Annotated in this window: 17 protein-coding genes; 6 read left to right on the top strand and 11 right to left on the bottom strand. The window is 68.0% G+C overall.

Annotation, left to right across the window (positions count from 1 at the left end):
- Nucleotides 1-12: 12 nt before the first annotated feature.
- Together ACV22V_RS09775 and ACV22V_RS09780 are read right to left on the bottom strand one after the other, a co-directional pair.
- A complete protein-coding gene (locus ACV22V_RS09775) occupies nt 13-792 on the bottom strand; it encodes a flavodoxin family protein (RefSeq protein WP_448013678.1) in 780 nt (259 codons plus the stop codon).
- A gap of 47 nt (nt 793-839) precedes the next feature.
- Entirely contained in the window at nt 840-1,385 is a 546-nt protein-coding gene (locus ACV22V_RS09780; RefSeq protein ID WP_448013902.1) for an Hsp20/alpha crystallin family protein, read from the bottom strand.
- A 242-nt stretch (nt 1,386-1,627) separates the two neighbouring features.
- Here ACV22V_RS09780 and groL point away from each other — a divergent pair, with 242 nt between their 5' ends.
- From groL to ACV22V_RS09795, 3 genes are all read left to right on the top strand, one after another.
- Nucleotides 1,628-3,262: a chaperonin GroEL gene (gene groL, locus ACV22V_RS09785; protein WP_448013679.1), complete on the top strand. Its 1,635-nt coding sequence runs from the start codon at nt 1,628-1,630 to the stop codon at nt 3,260-3,262.
- Nucleotides 3,263-3,672: 410 nt separating this feature from the next.
- On the top strand, nt 3,673-4,023 hold the full coding sequence (locus tag ACV22V_RS09790; RefSeq protein WP_059536517.1) for a hypothetical protein: 351 nt from the start codon (nt 3,673-3,675) through the stop codon (nt 4,021-4,023).
- 69 nt (nt 4,024-4,092) lie between these two features.
- Complete coding sequence (locus ACV22V_RS09795; RefSeq protein WP_448013680.1) at nt 4,093-4,464, top strand: HPF/RaiA family ribosome-associated protein; 372 nt, start codon at nt 4,093-4,095, stop codon at nt 4,462-4,464.
- Between the two features lie 197 nt (nt 4,465-4,661).
- On the opposite strand, the gene ACV22V_RS09800 is transcribed toward ACV22V_RS09795, so the two are convergent.
- Together ACV22V_RS09800 and ACV22V_RS09805 are read right to left on the bottom strand one after the other, a co-directional pair.
- Nucleotides 4,662-7,040 carry a serine hydrolase gene (locus ACV22V_RS09800; protein WP_448013681.1) on the bottom strand — a complete coding sequence of 793 codons (2,379 nt, stop codon included), beginning with the start codon at nt 7,038-7,040 and terminating at the stop codon, nt 4,662-4,664.
- 119 nt (nt 7,041-7,159) lie between these two features.
- Nucleotides 7,160-7,621: a carboxypeptidase regulatory-like domain-containing protein gene (locus ACV22V_RS09805; protein WP_059542037.1), complete on the bottom strand. Its 462-nt coding sequence runs from the start codon at nt 7,619-7,621 to the stop codon at nt 7,160-7,162.
- Nucleotides 7,622-8,090: 469 nt separating this feature from the next.
- On the opposite strand from ACV22V_RS09805, the gene ACV22V_RS09810 reads away from it, so the two are divergent.
- A complete protein-coding gene (locus tag ACV22V_RS09810) occupies nt 8,091-8,588 on the top strand; it encodes a lecithin retinol acyltransferase family protein (protein ID WP_059536531.1) in 498 nt (165 codons plus the stop codon).
- 44 nt (nt 8,589-8,632) lie between these two features.
- Here ACV22V_RS09810 and ACV22V_RS09815 read toward each other — a convergent pair whose 3' ends face one another.
- From ACV22V_RS09815 to ACV22V_RS09830, 4 genes are all read right to left on the bottom strand, one after another.
- Entirely contained in the window at nt 8,633-8,821 is a 189-nt protein-coding gene (locus ACV22V_RS09815) for a hypothetical protein (RefSeq protein ID WP_448013682.1), read from the bottom strand.
- A gap of 45 nt (nt 8,822-8,866) precedes the next feature.
- The gene (locus ACV22V_RS09820) at nt 8,867-10,132 is read right to left on the bottom strand and encodes a putative glycoside hydrolase (protein WP_448013683.1); all 1,266 of its coding nucleotides are present in this window, start codon (nt 10,130-10,132) and stop codon (nt 8,867-8,869) included.
- Nucleotides 10,129-10,920: a polysaccharide deacetylase family protein gene (locus ACV22V_RS09825; RefSeq protein WP_448013904.1), complete on the bottom strand. Its 792-nt coding sequence runs from the start codon at nt 10,918-10,920 to the stop codon at nt 10,129-10,131. Before ACV22V_RS09825 ends, ACV22V_RS09820 begins: the two co-directional genes overlap by 4 nt.
- A 118-nt stretch (nt 10,921-11,038) precedes the next feature.
- Nucleotides 11,039-11,974 (bottom strand): 1-phosphofructokinase family hexose kinase, encoded by a 936-nt coding sequence (locus ACV22V_RS09830; protein WP_448013684.1) that lies wholly within the window; start codon nt 11,972-11,974, stop codon nt 11,039-11,041.
- Between the two features lie 217 nt (nt 11,975-12,191).
- On the opposite strand from ACV22V_RS09830, the gene ACV22V_RS09835 reads away from it, so the two are divergent.
- Nucleotides 12,192-13,988, top strand: coding sequence for an adenosylcobalamin-dependent ribonucleoside-diphosphate reductase (locus ACV22V_RS09835; RefSeq protein ID WP_448013685.1), 1,797 nt, complete (start codon nt 12,192-12,194; stop codon nt 13,986-13,988).
- Between the two features lie 52 nt (nt 13,989-14,040).
- On the opposite strand, the gene ftsH is transcribed toward ACV22V_RS09835, so the two are convergent.
- Genes ftsH through ACV22V_RS09850 form a run of 3 tightly spaced genes read right to left on the bottom strand, consistent with a single transcriptional unit; the run spans nt 14,041 to nt 17,177 of the window.
- Nucleotides 14,041-15,948 (bottom strand): ATP-dependent zinc metalloprotease FtsH, encoded by a 1,908-nt coding sequence (ftsH, locus tag ACV22V_RS09840; protein ID WP_448013686.1) that lies wholly within the window; start codon nt 15,946-15,948, stop codon nt 14,041-14,043.
- 32 nt (nt 15,949-15,980) lie between these two features.
- Nucleotides 15,981-16,490: a BCAM0308 family protein gene (locus ACV22V_RS09845; protein WP_448013687.1), complete on the bottom strand. Its 510-nt coding sequence runs from the start codon at nt 16,488-16,490 to the stop codon at nt 15,981-15,983.
- Between the two features lie 39 nt (nt 16,491-16,529).
- Nucleotides 16,530-17,177 (bottom strand): BON domain-containing protein, encoded by a 648-nt coding sequence (locus ACV22V_RS09850; protein ID WP_059537371.1) that lies wholly within the window; start codon nt 17,175-17,177, stop codon nt 16,530-16,532.
- Between the two features lie 289 nt (nt 17,178-17,466).
- Between ACV22V_RS09850 and ACV22V_RS09855 the strand changes: the two genes are divergently transcribed.
- Nucleotides 17,467-17,655, top strand: a complete 189-nt coding sequence (locus ACV22V_RS09855; RefSeq protein ID WP_059816764.1) for a DUF2964 family protein — start codon at nt 17,467-17,469, stop codon at nt 17,653-17,655.
- Nucleotides 17,656-17,838: the final 183 nt, after the last annotated feature.

The raw sequence follows: 17,838 nt of genomic DNA on the forward strand, positions 1-17,838 counted from the left end.
GCCGAGTATGCTTCAACGCGCCGCAGTCGTCGCGATCGCTTCCGCCAGCCTGCGTGCTGCCTGTTCAGCAAATGCCGCGAGAATCGGGCTGGCATCGCCATGCAAGGATTCGCGTGGCGTCACGCGACATTCGGCGAGCGGCGACTTGCGTGCCAGCGTCCGCATTTGCGTGAGTGCGGAGTCCGCACCACGTTGCGCGAAGCTGCAAAAGAATGCGACACGCGGCAGGCGTCGCTGATTCGCGACGAGATACGCCCGCACCGGCGACGATACGCAGCCTGCCCAGACCGGGGAGCCGATCACCACGAGATCGTACGCGGACGGGTCGCGCTTCGCCGCGACGATCTCCGCCGGCTTCTGGTTGATTGCCTCGACGAGCGAACGCAGATAGCCGAACGGGCCGGCACGATCGCGCGTCACGACGATTTCCTCGACGTCGGCGTCGAGCATCTCGGCCAGCGCCGATGCGGCCCGGCGGGTCGTGCCGGTGCGCGAATAGAACACGACGAGAACCTTGCCGGCATACATGACGACCTCCCTCATGCACGCTTGTCGGGCGGCGCGTGCGTCCGTTGAATTCATTCGCCATGACGCGCGGGCGATCCGTAGAAAATCGGTCCGGGTGTGTGCCGATTGCACGCGACGGTGCAACGACTGGCTCAAGTGCGGCGTCGCCGATATCCCGGTTATCGGCTCTCCATGCATGGCGCATGCAGGACCGCCTTTCGTCGACCGCCCGAATGTCGGTGTGTCACGACATGATCCAGCGATCGAGAAGCAAACGGAAAGCATGTGCACCGGCATCCGCCGGCATGCGTCGGCGGATGCCCCCACCAGTTTCAGCCTGCCTTGACCTCGATCTTCTTCTCGGCCTTGCGAGCTTCCTGCGTCTTCGGCAGCGTGACCGTCAGAACGCCTTTCTGGAACGACGCCTCGATCTTGTTTCTGTCGACCCCGTCGGGCATGCGAAAGTAGCGCTCGAACGAGCCGAAGCGGCGCTCGTGGACGTAATAGTCCTTGTGCTGCTCCTCCTTTTCTTCCTGCTTTTCGCCGCGGATCGACAAGCCGCCGTTCGCGAGCTTGACTTCGATGTCCTTCTCGTCCAGCCCGGGCAATTCCGCGGTGATTTCGTATGACGTGTCGGTTTCCGCGAAGTCGACCGCGGGTTCGGCGCTCCATTCGTGATCGCGGTGCCAGAATGGCTGAAGGTTGAAAATCGGTCGCCGCACCGACGGCATGCCCGCGCTGCGATTGAAATCGTCGAAGAGACGGTCCATCTCATGGCGCAGCGTTTCGATCGGATGCCAGTACGGCGCCCCCATCGGCGCATGCTCCGCACTCTCCTGCGGCTTATTGACCGGCAGTTTCGTGGATGATTCTTTCATGTCGTGCCTCCTTCTCGTCAGTAATGCATTTATTCTCGATTGGCGATGACCGCGGCAATTGACGGAGATCAACGCTCAGGATGGGGACACCGAAGGCTCTTGGGCGAGCACATGGCGGTGCGAAACGCGTGGCGCTCGTTGACCCAGGTCAATCGGCACGACGCGCCGGCAGGTGGAATATGCGTATCGGTCGCCGGCCCCGAGGCGCATCGTGCCCGGCTTCGTCGCACAGGAGGTGCATCGTGCCCGCAAAATCGCTTGTCTTTCATCAGGATGCTCGCCAACGACTGCTCAAAGGCGTCAACGCGATGGCCGAGGCAGTCAAGCTCACGCTCGGCCCGGGCGGGCGCAACGTGATCGTCGAGCGGGCCGGCACGGCGCCGCTGGTCGCGAACTCTGGCGTCGTCGTCGCCAGCGCTGTGGACTTGCCCGACCCGTTCGAGGAAATGGGCGCACGGTTGTTGCGCGAAGTGGCGACCCGCACCAGCGAAGTCGCCGGCGACGGCACGACCACTGCCACCACCCTGGCACAGGCCATCGTTGCCGAAGGCATCAAGTGCGTCACTGCCGGGCACGATCCGATGGCGCTCAAGCGCGCGATCGAAGCGGCCGGCCGCGACGTGGTCGCCGAACTGCACCGCGTGTCGAAACCGTGCGCAAGCGCGGACGAAATGCGCCAGATCGCGACGATTTCCGCCAGCGGCGACAGCACGATCGGCGCGCTCGTCGCACAGGCCGTCGAGCGTGTGGGCAGGGACGGCGCGATCAGCATCGAGGACGGCACGAAGCTCGACGACGAACTCGAGACGGTGGACGGCTCGCTGATCGATCGCGGCTATCTGTCGCCGCTGTTCGTCGATTCGGACAATCATCGCATCGTCCTTGACGAGCCGCGCATCCTGCTCTGCGACATGAACATCAGCGCGATCGCACAGCTGCTGCCGGTACTCGAGGCGCTCAGCAGCACCGGCAAGCCGCTTCTCGTCGTCGCGAACGAAGTGGAAGGCGAGGCGCTGGCGACCCTGGTCGTCAACCACCTGCGCGGCACGCTGAAATCGTGCGCGATCCGCTCGCCCGGATTCGGCGAGGCACGCACCGAACAGCTCGCCGACCTCGCCGCGCTGACTGGCGCGACGGTCATTTCCGTTCAGGCCGGACGAACACTCGAGCGCACGACGCTGGACGATCTCGGTGCCGCGCGGCGCGTGGAGATCACGCGCGAGACGACGACCGTCATCGCCGGGCGAGGCGAACGCCAGCACATCGACGACCGCGTCCAGGCGCTGCGTACGCGTATCGCGGCGACACCGGCCGGATACGAGCGCGACGCACTCACGCGCCGGTTGACGAAACTCGCGGGCGGCGTCGCGGTGATTCGCGTCGGCGCCGCGACGGAAACCGCGCTGCGCGAGCGCAAGAATCGCTTCGAGGACGCCTTGCATGCGACGCGCGCCGCGATGGAGGAAGGCATTGTGCCGGGCGGTGGCGTCGCACTGCTGCGTGCACGGCGCGCGCTCGAAGGCAATCGCACGGACTTGACCGACGCGCAGCGCACCGGCGCGCGAATCGTGCACGACGCGCTGGCATCCCCGCTGCGTCAGATCGCCGAAAACGCCGGAGCGGACGCGCAGGCCGTCGTACACGCAGTCGATGCCGCGACCGGGCCGTTCGGCTATGACGCGGCGACGGCGACATATGGGGACATGATTGCTGCCGGAATCGTCGACCCGGTCAAGGTCGCGCGTTCGGCGCTACAGAACGCGATCTCGGTCGCGTCGCTGCTGCTGACGACCGATTGCATGATCGCGCATCGCTCACGCACGGCAGCCTCACCGGGCGCCGCGGAATCGGGAAACTGGGGCGGCGAACTCGGCTGAGCCATCAGTGTGCCGCCGGTCGATCTTGTACGACTTGCCAGCGGGGATACGCGGAATTCATGTCGGCCACGGAGCGGCCGGTGCCACAGTTGCCCCAGGGCAGCCATTCTCGCCCCGGATGCCGGATCCCGGGGCGGTTCCCGTTCGATATCGTGTTTGCGATTCGCGTCGATGGCACGATCGGAATTTCACCCTTCCAGCCGATCAGCCGTTGATGCTGGTCACACCTTGCCGTCCGCGTTACATCCTGGCCCGGACATGCTCTCGATGGAATCGTCGCGTTTCCACGGGCCGACGCGGCCCATAAAAGGCGCCGTTGATACGTGTCAAGCGGCTGGCGCCCGGGAAGCCTAGGCTGGAAACGTGAACGACAGTCGTCCTGACACACGCGTCCAGGCTGGGAGGCGACCATGCAGACCGGACATCATTTCCTACCTGAGTTTCGGCATGCGACCGTGCCGACGTATTTCGTTTCCTACGTGTTTCCTCTGCTGCTGGCCGGCTACGAGGTCTACCGGATCGGCTATTGGGTAAGCCGGCATGGCTGGAATTTCGCGCAACTGCCGCAGGCCGGCTACGAGTTCACGCTGATGTTGTTCGTATTTGCACTGCAGGTGATTCTCGACGGGTTGTTCTTCATGACGGCATGGGTAGGCAAGCATCCGGACGTCGAGCATCGGCTCGCGAACTTGGCGCTCGGCGTTCTGTGCTCGGCACTGGTCATCGCGTTCGACGTCGTCCTTCAGATCGCCACGTTCTGAATCGGAATCTCAGGGGCGCCGGCACGACGGGGCACGACCGGTATTCATCAGCCATCAACGGATCAAGCAATGAAGCCACCTTACGAACTGGTATTTCAAGGCATGCCGCGCTCGGACGCGCTCGAGGCGGCAGCCGCCCGGCATGCATCCAGACTCGATCGATTCCGGCAGGACATCTCGCATTGCCGGATCAATGTCGTGCTGGACGAGAAGCACGATCATCAGGGGAAACCGTTCAATATCCGGATCGAAGTCACGATTCCCGGACATCAACTGGTATCCAGCAAGGAGCGCGACGAGGATGTCTACGTCGCGCTGCGCAATGCCTTCAGCAACGTCACGAGAATGTTCGAAGACATGGGACGGAAGCAGCGAGGCCGCGGCAAACGGCACGATGAACGTTCGGCCGCTCCTGCCACGCGATCGGAGGCGCACGAATAGCGCGCTTTTGCGCGTGAGTGCGCCCGTCGGCAGTCGGGCAACGTGCGCGCTCGACCAGCGCGAGTTGCGAAGCGATGCCGCGTCGATCCGATATGCGATCGCCCATCGAATCGTCGAGACGGATCGACCGAGCCGTGTCGGCGAAGTCGCGGCTAATCTCGTATCGGCGTCACGCTTGCCGACGGCTTTGCATCCGCTCAGTACAGCAGAAATGCTGCTCTCTCGGGCGCGAACGCCGCCTCCTGCGCAACGACCACGCGCTCGATCTCGTCGATCGACCGCCCCGCCTCCAGCATGTCCGCCACCTCGCGCGAACCGACCGATGCACGGATCGCATCGATCCGGAACCGCGCCGGATAACGCCGGTGCAGCGCCAGTGCGAGTGCCAGCCCGATCTCGCCCGGCCGTGCCGCGCCGGGCGGCCGTTCGATGCGCACCCCTTCGCACACCCTGCCGCGATACGGCCCCTCCGTGGGCACGAAGCGAACCGGCGAGAATGTCGCGTCCAGCCGCATCGCGCGAAGATCGTCCGCGAGGATGCGCGCGTCGATCCACGGCGCGCCGACTACGCCGAACGGTGTCGCGGTACCGCGCCCGACACTGATCGCCGCGCCCTCGATGAGCCCCGTCTCCGGGTACAGCGACAACGCGGCGCCGTCGCGCAGGTTCGGCGATGGCGGCACCCGGCCGAGCCCGGTATCGCCGAAGCGCATCGCGCGCACGTAGTTCGCCATCGGCACCACGGTCAGCGCCGCGCCGATATGCAGGCGGTCGTTGAACAGTCGCGCCAGTTCGCCGAGCGTCATGCCGGGCTGGAGCGGCAACGGGTAATAACCGGTGAACGCGGCCGGCCCGGCATCGGCCACGGGGCCGCCGAACACATCGCCGCCCAGCGGGGCCGGGCGGTCGAGCACGAGCACCGGGCGATGTGCGGCGGCGCCGGCCTCGAGCGCATAACCGAGGGTGGCCAGGTACGTGAAGAAGCGTACGCCCGCGTCCTGCAGGTCGAACACCAGCACGTCGACATCGGCGAGCAGCGCGGGCGCGATCCGGCGTCGATCGCCGTAGAGACTGTGAACGACCACACCGGTCGCGGCGTCGACCGTGTCGCCGAACGTCTCGTCGACGTCGGTGCCGAGCCCGTGCTCGGGCGCGAACAGCGCGACGAGCCGCGCACCCGGCGCCTGCGCGAGCAGGTCGGCCGTGCGTCGGCCGAACCGGTCGAAGCCGCTGCGGTTCGTGACGAGCGCAATGCGCTTGCCCGCGACGGCCGCGAAGCCGCTCGCCGCGAGCACGTCGATGCCGGCCAGCACCGGCCCGCGCGATACCGGCAACCGCGCGGCTTGCGCGACGGCCGCCGCCATCGCGGGCACGCGCGTCGCAATCCGCGACGACGTCACGGCCGCGGCCTCGCTCGACACGATGCCGAGCACGAGCGAGCGCAGTGGCATCGCCGTGCCGGTTTCGTCGGGATACAGCCGGCTGGTGAGCACGATCGCGAAGCGGCGCGTCACGGGATCGATCCACAGCGCCGTGCCCGTGTAGCCGAAGTGTTGCAGCGCGCCGAGCGGCGGCAGCCGGTAGCGGTTCGCGACGAGCGGCGGCCCGACCGCCCAGCCGGGCGTGTGCAGGTCGCCTTCCGCGTCGAGCGTGGCGGGCGTTTCGAGCACGGCGACGCTGCGGCGCGCCAGCACGCGCACCGGGCCGAGCGCTCCGCCGTTCAGCAGCATGCGCGCGAAGCGCGCCAGATCGTCCGCACTTGCGAACAGGCCCGCATTGCCGGCGACGCCGCCCATCGCGGCCGCGACGGGATCGTGGACGCGCCCGCGCAGCAGACGGCCATCGCGAACGGTGGTGGGCGCCACGCGCGCGAACAGCGACGCCGATGGCCGGAACGCGGTGCTCGCCATCCCGAGCGGCGCGAACACATGTGCGGCGCACCACGCGTCGAGCGGCCGGTGCGACACGCGCTCGACGATCTCGCCAAGCACCACGTAGTTGACGTCGCTGTAGCGCACCTGCGTGCCGGCCGGTGTGCCGGGGGGCATCGCGACGATGTCGGCCAGCACGGCGGCGCGGCTGCGCAGCGCTCGAGACGACGACACGCCGGCCGGCAGCCCCGACACATGCGCGAGCAACTGGCGGATCGTGATGCCGGCCTTGCCGTGCGCGCCGAACGCGGGCCAGTAGCGCGCGGCCGGCGCGTCGAGGTGCAGCATGCCGCGCTCCGCGAGCTGCATGATCGCGACCGCCGTCGCCACCGGCTTGGTCAGCGAAGCAAGATCGAAGACGGTATCGGCCGTCATCGCCTCGGCGTGCTCGCCCGTCATGCGCAGGCCGCGCGCGACGCGCACCCGCACGCCGTCCGCGTCGCCCGTCACGACCACGGCGCCGGCAAGATGGCGGTCGGCGATCTCGGCGGCGATCGCCTCGTCGATCGCGATGGTCTGCTGCTGCGCCGCGGCCGTATCGGATTCCGCGTGCGCACCGGCTGACGCAAGCGTGAACAGCAGCGCGCCGGTCAGCGCGGCAGCGCAGCGGTATCGTCGCGATCGAGCCTGTTTCACTGCGTTCATTTCTTCGTGCCGGTCACATCGGCGGAGTCGAGCTGCGTGCGGAGGATCCGGGACCGGCCGACGCATCGTCGCTTCTCGCGCCACGCCGGCCCTGAACGAACGCGCGGCTAGCGGCCCGGTTACTGCGGCGATGCGGAACAATCGGCGCACAGACGTATCGCGCCGTGCCGGTCCGGGTCGTGCCAGTAGAAGCGCACATCGACCGCGCCCCGCGCCGGTACGACGACGTGCCTGACTTCCTGAATGGCCCTGTCGTGCGCGGACACGGTATATCGCCCCGGCGGCACGCGGGCAAACAGGAACGGGCCGTTCGTGTGCGCGTCGAGAATCGTCGACTTGCCGGACGACAGCGTGACATCGACATCGGACAGATACTGGCCCCGCTTCGATGCGAACGTGATCCGCAGGTTGTAGCGAGGCGCGACATCGCGAAATGCCGTGATCTCGTCCTGGCCGATTCCGCCGGTGATGTAAGTGACACCGTTGTGCACGACCGGCTCGGTCGACGGGTCAGCCAGCGCGTTCGCACCGATGTTCAGCAGGCAGGCTGCCAGCAGCATCTTCACGGTTCCGGTCCACATCTTCACTCTCCTGATTGAGCCCGCACGGCTGCGATGCCGCTCGTCCGTTCGCGGAACGGGCTGCGTGCGGCGGCGTCGCGCATTCGCGTCGACGACGACGTCAGCGTCGCGCGGAACGTCGATTTCCCGTTGACTCAAGTCAAGTGCACGCCTGTCGAAGCCGAACGACGCCGGACGGGCCCCGCGAGACAGTCATCGCGCCCCATCTGCCCGAATGCCACGGCACGCCTGAAAACACGAGGAAAGCGGGATACGGGCGGCGCAATCGTCCGTGACGGCTGTCAGCCGATATTGCACGGCCCGTCGGAAAATTCCGACACGGCGGCCCGACATCGGACAGCAAGCTCAGGCCACGCTGATTGTTCCGCGCGTCTCCACTGCCAATACTGGAGACGTGACAGGACGCAACGTGTTTCGCGGCCGGCGCACGGCCCTTCCGCCCCGCCGCCGCAGGATCGAGGAGCTGGCGATGATTGATCCGACCGCAGCGCACGCCGACGACGCCATGCTGGATGGCGAACCGCCGGTCGGTGCCCACCTCGTGACCCGCCGCCGCGGCTATCTGCATCACGGGATCTACATCGGCGACGGCAACGTGATTCACTACGCGGGATGGTCGCGCCATGCGAGCGGCGGTCCGGTCGAGGTCGTCACGCTGGACGGCTTCCGTGCCGGTTTCGGGCTCGCGGTCATTCGTCACGCGCGCACGCTGTACGATGGAACGGAAGCAGCGCGCCGCGCGGCATCGCGCCTTGGCGAATGCCAATACCGGCTGCTCACGAACAACTGCGAGCATTTCTGCCTGTGGTGCCTGTTCGGTGTGGCGAGGAGCGAGCAGGTCGCGTCGTGTCTGCGCAACCCGGTGCACGGCATCGCGGTCGCCGTCATGCTGATGGCGTGCGTTCTGGCCGCGCGACTGCATCCGGCGATGGCCGTGCACGAATGTCCGGCGCGGTGGGTGGCCTAGTTTCTACGGCGGCGCCTTCGTTCGGTCATTCGTCAACCTGACCGTCACCCGCGGCCACGAAAAACGGCACGCGCACGCCCCCACCGTTTCGCCTGCGCAATCGCGATGCGGATCGCGCTGCCCTCGGTGCGCCCCTGACGCAGCAGCGCGTTGGCAATCTCGATCGCCTTGGCGCGAACCGGCGGCGGCAGATTCCGCATCGAAGGCGGATAACGCGCGTCATTCCACGGCATGATCGATCGGATGCCTACATGTTCTCGCCGGTCCGCACCTGCCGCTCAGCGCGGCAAATCGGCAGGATCGTAGCGATTGCGCGGGTTCCACAGCATCCAGCCGTCCGTGCCCGCCGCATCGGCCGCGTCGACCTGTGCGCGGATCTCGTCGGCATCGAACGGCCGGTGGTCGAACGCATAGTCGCGAAACGCCTGGAGCCACGGCCGAAACCGGACCCCGTCCATTCCGGTCCGGCGCTTCGCCTCGGCCAGCGACCGCGAAACGATCTCGCCCGGATGCTCGGTTGGCTTCCGGCAACCGGGCAGGCCCCACGTGAAGCCGGACGGATACAGCATCGGCGACACGTAGTCGACGACCGGCCCGAGCGCGTCGAGCCGCTGTCCGATCGCGGTGTCGTCGGTGTTCCAGCAGACGTACCCGAAGATGTCGGCCGACATGTAGAGGTTGTACGGCCGCAGTCGTTCCCGCGCGCCGGTCAGGAATCCCGAGATCGCCGCGACCCGGTTCGCCTCGGTATTCGCCTCGGCGAACCGGAGGCCGTTGGCGTCGGGAAAACGCAGGTAGTCGAACTGGATTTCGTCGAAACCCATGCGGGCCGCCTCTTCGGCGACGTCGTAATTGTGTTGCCAGGCCGCGCGCGAGGTCGGGTCGATCCAGCGCTGATGCTCGCGGTCCTGCCAGATCTCGCCGGCTGCATCGCGCACGGCCCACTCGGGATGAGCGCGCGCCAGCGGGTCGTCCTTGAACACGACGATGCGGGCGATCAGGTAAAGGCCGCGCGCGTGGAACGTCCGCAACAGCTCCGGCAGATCGGGCGCACGAACGATGGCGCCGGCGACATTGTTCGCGGCGCCGGAGACCTCACGCGCCAGGCTGCGATACGGTGTCACGCCGCTGTCGCCCTTCACGTCGATGACGAGCGCGTTGATCGCCGTCTTGTCCTGGAGGGACAGCGCCGCCTCACGCAGCGTGCGGTCCGCGACGCCGTAAGCGGACAGATAGACGGCTTTCGGCCGCACCGGCGTCATGCGGATCGTCTGTGCGCCGCCGGCGGGTGCCAGCGTGACTTCGGTTCGCGCGTAGCCCGGCGCACGCACGCTCAGGCGTGCCCCCGCCGCGTCGATCTCGAGTGAAAACGCGCCGTCGCGATCTGCGGTCCGGTTCACGCCCGACGCGTGGCCGATCGCGCCGGCAAGCGGGTGCCCGTTCGTCGCATCGACGACGGTGATCGTGACGGGCGCCGCCCGGGCGGCGAATCCGGTGAATCCGGCGAGCGACACGAGCAGACAGACGATCAGACGTGCAATCACGGCTTCCCCCCGGCGGTTCTCAACAATCCATTCATGCATCGTGTGTCGCAGGCGTCCGTCATCAGATAGCGCGGCAGCGCCATGGCCGGGTCGGTGACACGAACGGGGCGCGCGTCGAGCGTGAAGGCCGCCACGTAGCCCTCGCGAGCGGCCAGCTGATCGGTCTGCGCATCATGGACGCCGAACGGCCAGGCCAGCATCCGGACCGGCTGGCCGGTTTCGGACGCGAGCCGTTCGCGGGACCGGTGCAACTGGAACGACACGAAGCGCAGGTAGTCGTCCGGCGTGAGTCGGGCGCGTTCGGTGCGGAAATTCGGATGCCAGTACGTGTGGGACTCGATGTCGACGCCGCCGGACTGCCCGAGCGTGCGCAACTGGTCCCATGTCATCGCATAGCTGGCGTTGGAGATGGCCGACGGATAGATGAACAGCGTGACCGGCATCGGATGGGCGGCCAGCAACGGGCGCAGCACGTCGTAGACGGAGCGATGACCGTCGTCGACGGTGATCGCGACCGCGCGCGCCGGTACGGCATCGGCCTGGCCGTCATGCCAGCGCACGACGTCGGCGAGCGGCACGATGCGGTAGCCGTTTGCCTCGATCGCCTGCAGCTGGTGGCGGAACGTCTCGGTACGGACCGTCATCGAATCCAGTTGCGCGCTGGCGAACCGGTGGTAGGCCAGGATCAGCACACGCTGCGATGGCGAATCGACGGTCGCGACGTCGGCGGACGAAGCCGGCGGCATACACGACAACAGGAGCAGGCAGGCGATCAGGCGAAAGGCCATGGCGGGTCTCGTGGAATAGCTGCCCCATTTTTCTCGATCGCGGCGCGAAAACCGCTGAGCCAGATCAACGATCGATCGTGCGTCGACGCGATCGTGCACGCGTCACGTCGCGTGGTCGTCAGCTTGCCTGCGCAACCAGTTCGGCATGAATCCGCTCGACGTCCTCGCGCGTGCATAGCGCCGTCCCCGGGTGCTCGACCGACGCGGCCGATGCCGCCAGCGCATAGCGGCACGCTTCGTCGAACGGCACGCCGCGCGCCAGCGCCCAGACCATGCCGCCGACGAAACTGTCGCCGGCGCCGACCGTGCTGCATACCGCTGCCGGCCTGCCGGGCAGGCGCAGCGCGCCGTCGCGCGTGACGACCCATGCGCCGCGCGCGCCGAGCGTCAACGCGACGATGTCGGTTTGTCCTCGCGCCACGAGTTCGCTGGCCTTCCGGCATGCCGACGTGTCGTCGAGCGGTTCGCCGGCCAGCGCGCTCAGTTCGCCGAGACTGGGCTTCACGAGATGAACGCCGGCCTCGAGGGCCGCTTGCAGCGCCCTGCCCGCCGCATCGACGACCACCCGGCTGCCCCTTGCCCGGGCAGTCCTCGCGAGCGTCGCATACAGGTCGTCGGGCGCGCCGGGCGGCAGGCTGCCGCTCAGCACGAGGTAGCGCGGCGCCGGTTGCATCGCGTCGATGCGCGCTGCGCAGTCGCGCCACTCGGCCTCGGTGACCATCGGCCCCGGCATCAGGAACCGGTATTCGCGCCCGGTCGCGGTCTCGGTCACGCACACATTCTCGCGCGTCTCGCCGGCGATCCGGATGCGCACCGCCGGCAGGCGCTCGGCTTCGAGCAGCAGCGTCAGCACGTCGCCGGTCGGCCCGCCGGCCAGGTACAGCGCGACGCAGTCGCCGCCGAGGCGGTGAATGGTTCGGGCGACGTTGATCCCGCCGCCGCCGGGGTCGCGCCGCGGCCGTGCGCAGCGCAGCTTGTGCGTATCGACGATGTGCTCGACGGATGTCGAGACATCGACGGCCGGATTCAAGGTAACGGTAACGATATCGGTCATGGTGCGTGGTTCGCAGTCGATGGCTGGCGCGACGGACGCCGGCGCGGCGATTCGCGGCAACCGCCGCGCGCCGGCCGGTGGCTCAACCTTACGTTCGACGCCGGTCGCGGCGTTGACCGCCGTCAAGCGATGTCGCGAAGGTGCCCGGTTGCGCTCGATCAACGACACGTTCGGGCAGGCTCTTACAGTGAATCATTCATCGTTGCCGAGCCCCGCCATGGATGAGCAGCCGCTTTGCACCACCGTGTTCGCCGAACGCTATGCGCAACCCGGCGAAACGTCTCGCGCGGCCGTCTTCCATCGCGTCGCCCGTGCGCTGTCGCTCGCCGAGCCGGCCGAGCGCCGTGCACAGGTGGAGCGCGCGTTCTTCGTGAACCTGCAGCGTGGCGCGATCGGCGCGGGCCGCATCCTCGCGAATGCCGGCGCGGACAATGGCGGAACGATGGTCAACTGCTTCGTCCATCCGCTCGCGATTCCGGTCGACACCCCCGTGCAGGCCGTCGACACGGCGCTCGCGCAGGCGCTCGACGACGCACGGGTCACGCTGCTGATGGGCGGTGGAATCGGCTACGACTTCTCGCCGGTGCCACCCGCCGACGCGTACGAACGGCGCCTGTCATCCGGGCGCGGCGCCTGCGCGGCGATCGACCGCTTCGATGCGATGTGCCGGGCGCTGCCGTTCACCGGCCCGCGCCGCGGCGCGCAAATGGGCGTGCTGCGCTGCGATCATCCGGACCTCGTCGCATTCGTCGCGGCCAAGCGCGGACGCTCGCGCTGGCCGACGTTCAACCTGTCGGTCGGCGTCACGGACGCGTTCATGGAGGCGGTCCGGCACGACCTGCCGTGGGCGCTCGTTCATCATGCGCCGCCCGCCTCCGCTTCCGCCGCAACGCCCCGGCGGCCGGACGGACGTTACCTTTACGCGACGGTGCCGGCCCGCACGCTCTGGCACGAGATCGTCAACGCCGCGCGCGACAGCGCCGAACCCGGCCTGCTGTTCCTCGACACGATCCGCGACGCGAATCCGCTGCGCGAACACGAGCGAATCGACGCGACGAACCCGTGCGGCGAACAACCGCTGCCGCCGTACGGCAGCTGCGTGCTCGGGCCGATCGACCTGTCGCGATTCGTTCTTTACCCGTTCGGCGTCGACGGGAAGCCGCGCTTCGATGTCGCGACGCTCGCCGACGCGGTGCGCATCCAGGTCCGCATGCTCGACAACGTGCTCGACCTGACCGCATGGCCGCTCGCCGCGCACGAATATGAGGCGCGGCGGACACGGCGCATCGGGATCGGCGTGACCGGGCTGGCCGACGCGCTGACGATGCTGCGGCTGCGCTACGACAGCGCGGAAGCACGCACGCTCGCACGCGGGATCGTGCTGACGATGCGCGAGCATGCGTTTGCCGCATCGGCCGCGCTTGCCGCCGAGCGCGGCGTGTTTCCGGCCTACGACCCGGCCGCCTATCTGACCGGCCCCGCGTCTCGCACGCTGTTGCCGCTGAAGGTGCATCACGCGATCGCGCGGCACGGGCTGCGCAACAGCCATCTGCTGTCGTTCGCGCCGGCCGGCAGCGTGAGCCTCGCGTTCTGCGACAACTGTTCGAACGGGATCGAGCCGGCCGTCGGCTGGACGCAGCGTCGCATGGTCCGCACCGCCGACGGGCAGGTCCGGCCGTTTCGTGCGGAGAATCACGCTTACCGGCTGTTCCGCGCGCTGCATGGCGAGGCCGTCAAGCTGCCGGGCTATTTCGTCACGGCCGCGGAAATCGCGCCGGCGGATCATGTCGCGATGCTCGCGGCGCTGCAGCCGTGCGTCGACGCCGGCATCTCGAAGACCGTGACGATGCCCGGCCAGTGTTCGCTCGCGGAGGTCGACGCGTTGTTCTTCCAGGCGTGGCGCGACGGGCTCAAGGGCATCACGGTTTTTCGGCCTGATCCGCGGCTCGCGTCGGTCGTGACCGACGACGCGGCGCGCGCGCGGCGCGACGGCCCGGTCTGCATCGGCTGTTGAACGATGCGATGGCCGGCGGCAGGCGGCCGGCGCGATCGCGGCGGTCGTTGCTTCAGGCGGAGACGCCCGTGGTCGTTTCCGAGTCGGCTTCCGCCGGCCGGGGCGTGTCGCCGGCATCGTCCGGCGGCGCGATGAGCGCCACCAGCATGTCGTGATCGATCGATTCGTGTTGCAGCAAGCTGCACGCGATCCGTTCAAGCGCATCGCGGTGCGCGCCGAGCGTCGCCGCGACCCGCGCATGCGCATCCTCGAGCAGCGCGCGCACCTCTTCGTCGATCAGTTGCGCCGTGTGCTCGCTGCAGTGACCGTCGCCCGGCGTCCATACGCCCGGCGCCCCGCCCTGGCGTGCGCCGTCGTCGAGCGTAGCGAGGCCGATCTTCTCGCTCATCCCGTACTGCATCACCATGTGGCGCGCCAGCGCGGTCGCGCGTTCGAGGTCGTTCTGCGCGCCCGTCGACACGTCGCCGAACGCGATTTCCTCGGCCACCCGCCCGCCGAGCAACACGTCGAGCCGGTCGAGCAATTCGCTCCTGCGCAGCACGTAGCGATCCTCGGTCGGCACCTGCTGCGTGTAACCGAGCGCCGCGATCCCGCGCGGGATGATCGACACCTTCTTCACCGGGTCGCAGTGCGCGCGGCTTTGCGCGACGAGCGCATGCCCCGACTCGTGATACGCGATGGTCCGCTTTTCCTGTTCGTTCATCACGCGGCTCTTGCGCTCCATGCCGGTCATCGCGCGATCGATGGCTTCGTCGAAATCGGCCATCCCGATCGCGGGCTTGCCCAGTTCGGCCGCATGCAACGCGGCTTCGTTGACGACGTTCGCGAGATCGGCGCCGACGAAGCCCGGCGTGCGCTGCGCCAGCTCGGCCAGATCGACTTCCGGCGCGAGCTTCACGCGCTTCGTATGCACGGCAAGAATCTGCTTGCGTCCGGTCAGGTCCGGCCGGTCGATCGCGATGTGACGGTCGAAACGCCCGGGGCGCAGCAGCGCGGGATCCAGGATCTCCGGCCGGTTGGTCGCGGCCATGATGATGACGCCCGAATTGGCCTGAAAGCCGTCCATCTCGACGAGCAACTGGTTGAGCGTCTGCTCGCGCTCGTCGTTGCCCGACATCAGGCCGACGCCGCGCGCCTTGCCGAGCGCATCGAGCTCGTCGATGAACACGATGCACGGCGCGCTCTGCTGCGCCTGCTCGAAGAGATCGCGCACGCGCGCCGCGCCGACGCCGACGAACATCTCGACGAAGGCCGAGCCGCTGATCGTGAAGAACGGCACCGCGGCCTCGCCGGCGACCGCGCGGGCCAGCAGCGTCTTGCCGGTGCCGGGCGCACCGACGATCAGCACGCCCTTCGGGATCTTGCCGCCGAGCCGCTGGTAGCGTTCGGGGTTGCGCAGGAACGCGACGATCTGCTGCAACTCGGCCTTCGCCTCGTCGATGCCCGCGATATCGTCGAACGTGATGCCGGTTTCCTTCTGCATGTACACGCGGGCGCGGCTTTTGCCCATGCCGCTCAGGTCCCGCATCCCGCCCGGCCGTCGCATCATGAAACTCCAGATCACGACGAAGCCGATCAACGGGAAGATCCATGACGCGAGCGTCCCGATCCAGCCCGTATCCGTCGCGCCGCGGTAGCGAATTCCGGCGGCCGTCAGCGCGGCGACCAGGCCTTCGTCGCTCACCCGGTTCGTCGTGAAGCGCCATGGCGGGCCGATCTCCTTCACCTCGGCCGCGTCGGACGCGGGCAGCGCGGCGCCGGCCTGCGGCATGCGCAGCGTGCCCGAGATCGACGTTTGGCCGATCTCGAGATCGTCGACGAGCCGTGCGTCCACCAGGTGGTGAAAATCGCTGTAGGAAATCGACGTCGCCGCCGGCTGGCGCGCCAGCAGTTGAACCGCGACCAGCACGGCGAACGCGATCGGGATCAGCAACCCGGAGTAGTCGAATGATTTTTTCATGGGATCGAACCTGCCCGGCGGACCGCCGCCGCTCACGCGTCGTCGCGCTTCCAGCGCGCTCGCAGCACGTCCTCGCCGTCGCGATAGTTGATCGCGAGATCGCCGTGGTGCGCATGCAGCAACGCTTCGCCGAGGCGGCGGACCATATGCACGCCCGTCGTTCGAACGATCAGCGAATCGGCGGATTTCTCGATGTCCATGATGCGTTCGAGCGCGTGCTCGCTGGTTTCGAGATCGGCCTGACGCTCGAGCAGCTCGAGAATCGTCGAGCGGTGCGCGTGCAGATACTCGCCGCGCAACACCAGTTCGCCCGCCGGCACGTTTTCCCGCATGCGCTTGCAGGCCGGGCATTCGAGCTGGCGCCGGTCGAGCGCGGTCGCGGACCAGGTCCAGCGGCCCGCTTCGCAGACCGCGCCGCAGCCTTCGCAGATGCGGTCGCCCGTCGGCCGCTTCGGATCACGGTAACTGTCTTTCGTATGCGGCTGCATGCGCTTGTCGCGGCGCAGATAGTTTCGGCCGGGGCCGGTATGCGGACGGTTCATCGCTGTTTCTCCTGATAGTAGACAGCACGTGCAAGCCGGTCAGGCAACGGTCAGCCGGTCGACGACCTGCCTGACGCCCCTCACCGACCCCGCCGCGCCGCATGCGGCGCGCCGTTCGGCCAGCGACGCGACCGTGCCCGTCAGCGTGACGATGCCGTCGGTGGCGTCGATCGAGATTCCCGCGGTTTCGCGCTGCGCGCGGCGTGCAAGCGCCTCGGCGATCCGGGCGCCGACGTCCGGCACCGTATGGTCGGCGCGCACCCGGATGCGGTTCGCCACGCCGACGACGCCGATCATCCGGCTCACCATCGCTTCCGCCGCGCGGCTCTGATACGCATGATCGACTTCGCCGTCGAGCGTCACGCAGCCGTGATCGACTTCGACGCCGATCTTGTGATCGCGCAACGCCTCCTGCCATCCGAGCGCGAACGTGATCGCGATCGCCAGTTCCTGGTCCGCGCACGCGTTCTCCGGCGGCGCGACATTCAGTTCGAGCACCAGCGCGCGCGCATCGGCGACGTGCAGCGCCGTTTTCTGCGCCTCGAGCTTCTGGGCCCAGCTGTCGACCGTGCCGCGCAATGTCACGATCCGGTCGCGCACCTCGACGTCGATCCGGCGCGCATCGATCGCCGGATTCCAGAACAACGCCTGCTCGACATCCTGCTTGAGTACTGCATCGGACTTCATGTCGGTCTCCGGTCGGCCCGTGCCGGCCGCAAAGCTGGCGAGCGATGCGTGCGGCACCCTCTTCAGCATCGCGCACGGCCGCGCCGGCGGCTTGACGAGGATCAATCAAAGGCGGGCCGACGGCGGCGGCCGACGGGCCGGCGATGGCCGATTTTGTCCGTTGACGCAGATCAACCGCGCGACCACGCGCGACGCGATCATGAATCCGCAAACGTCGTGAAAACCGCGGCAACCGGGACGTTTCGCATTCGTACGACCGTCGACGTCCACCGCTTTCCGGGAGACCGTCATGATCCAGAAGCAGTACCGCATCGTGCTCGCGACGCTCAGCGTGTTCATCGCGATTGCGTCGCTGGTCGGCATCGTTCACGGGATGCTGTTCGACGAGGAGGTGTTCAGGTACTCGATCGTCACGCTGATCTCCAGCATCCTCGCGTTCGTCGTGCTGCTCAATCCCGGGCCGGGCGACCGGCCGTGACGGGCCCCCCGCGCGGTTCGGTCCGGCACGCCGTCACGAGGCCGCCACGAGGCCGGCCGAGGCACGCTGCGACACACGCGTCAAGCGAGGGGCCGCTCGAAACGCATTCCCGCCCGAGTGATACAGATCAAGGGGAAACCCTGCAGTCGTCGGATATAAGTGAATCCGAAGCGGCGACGCCCG

The sequence above is a fragment of the Burkholderia sp. AW33-5 genome (assembly GCF_053427615.1).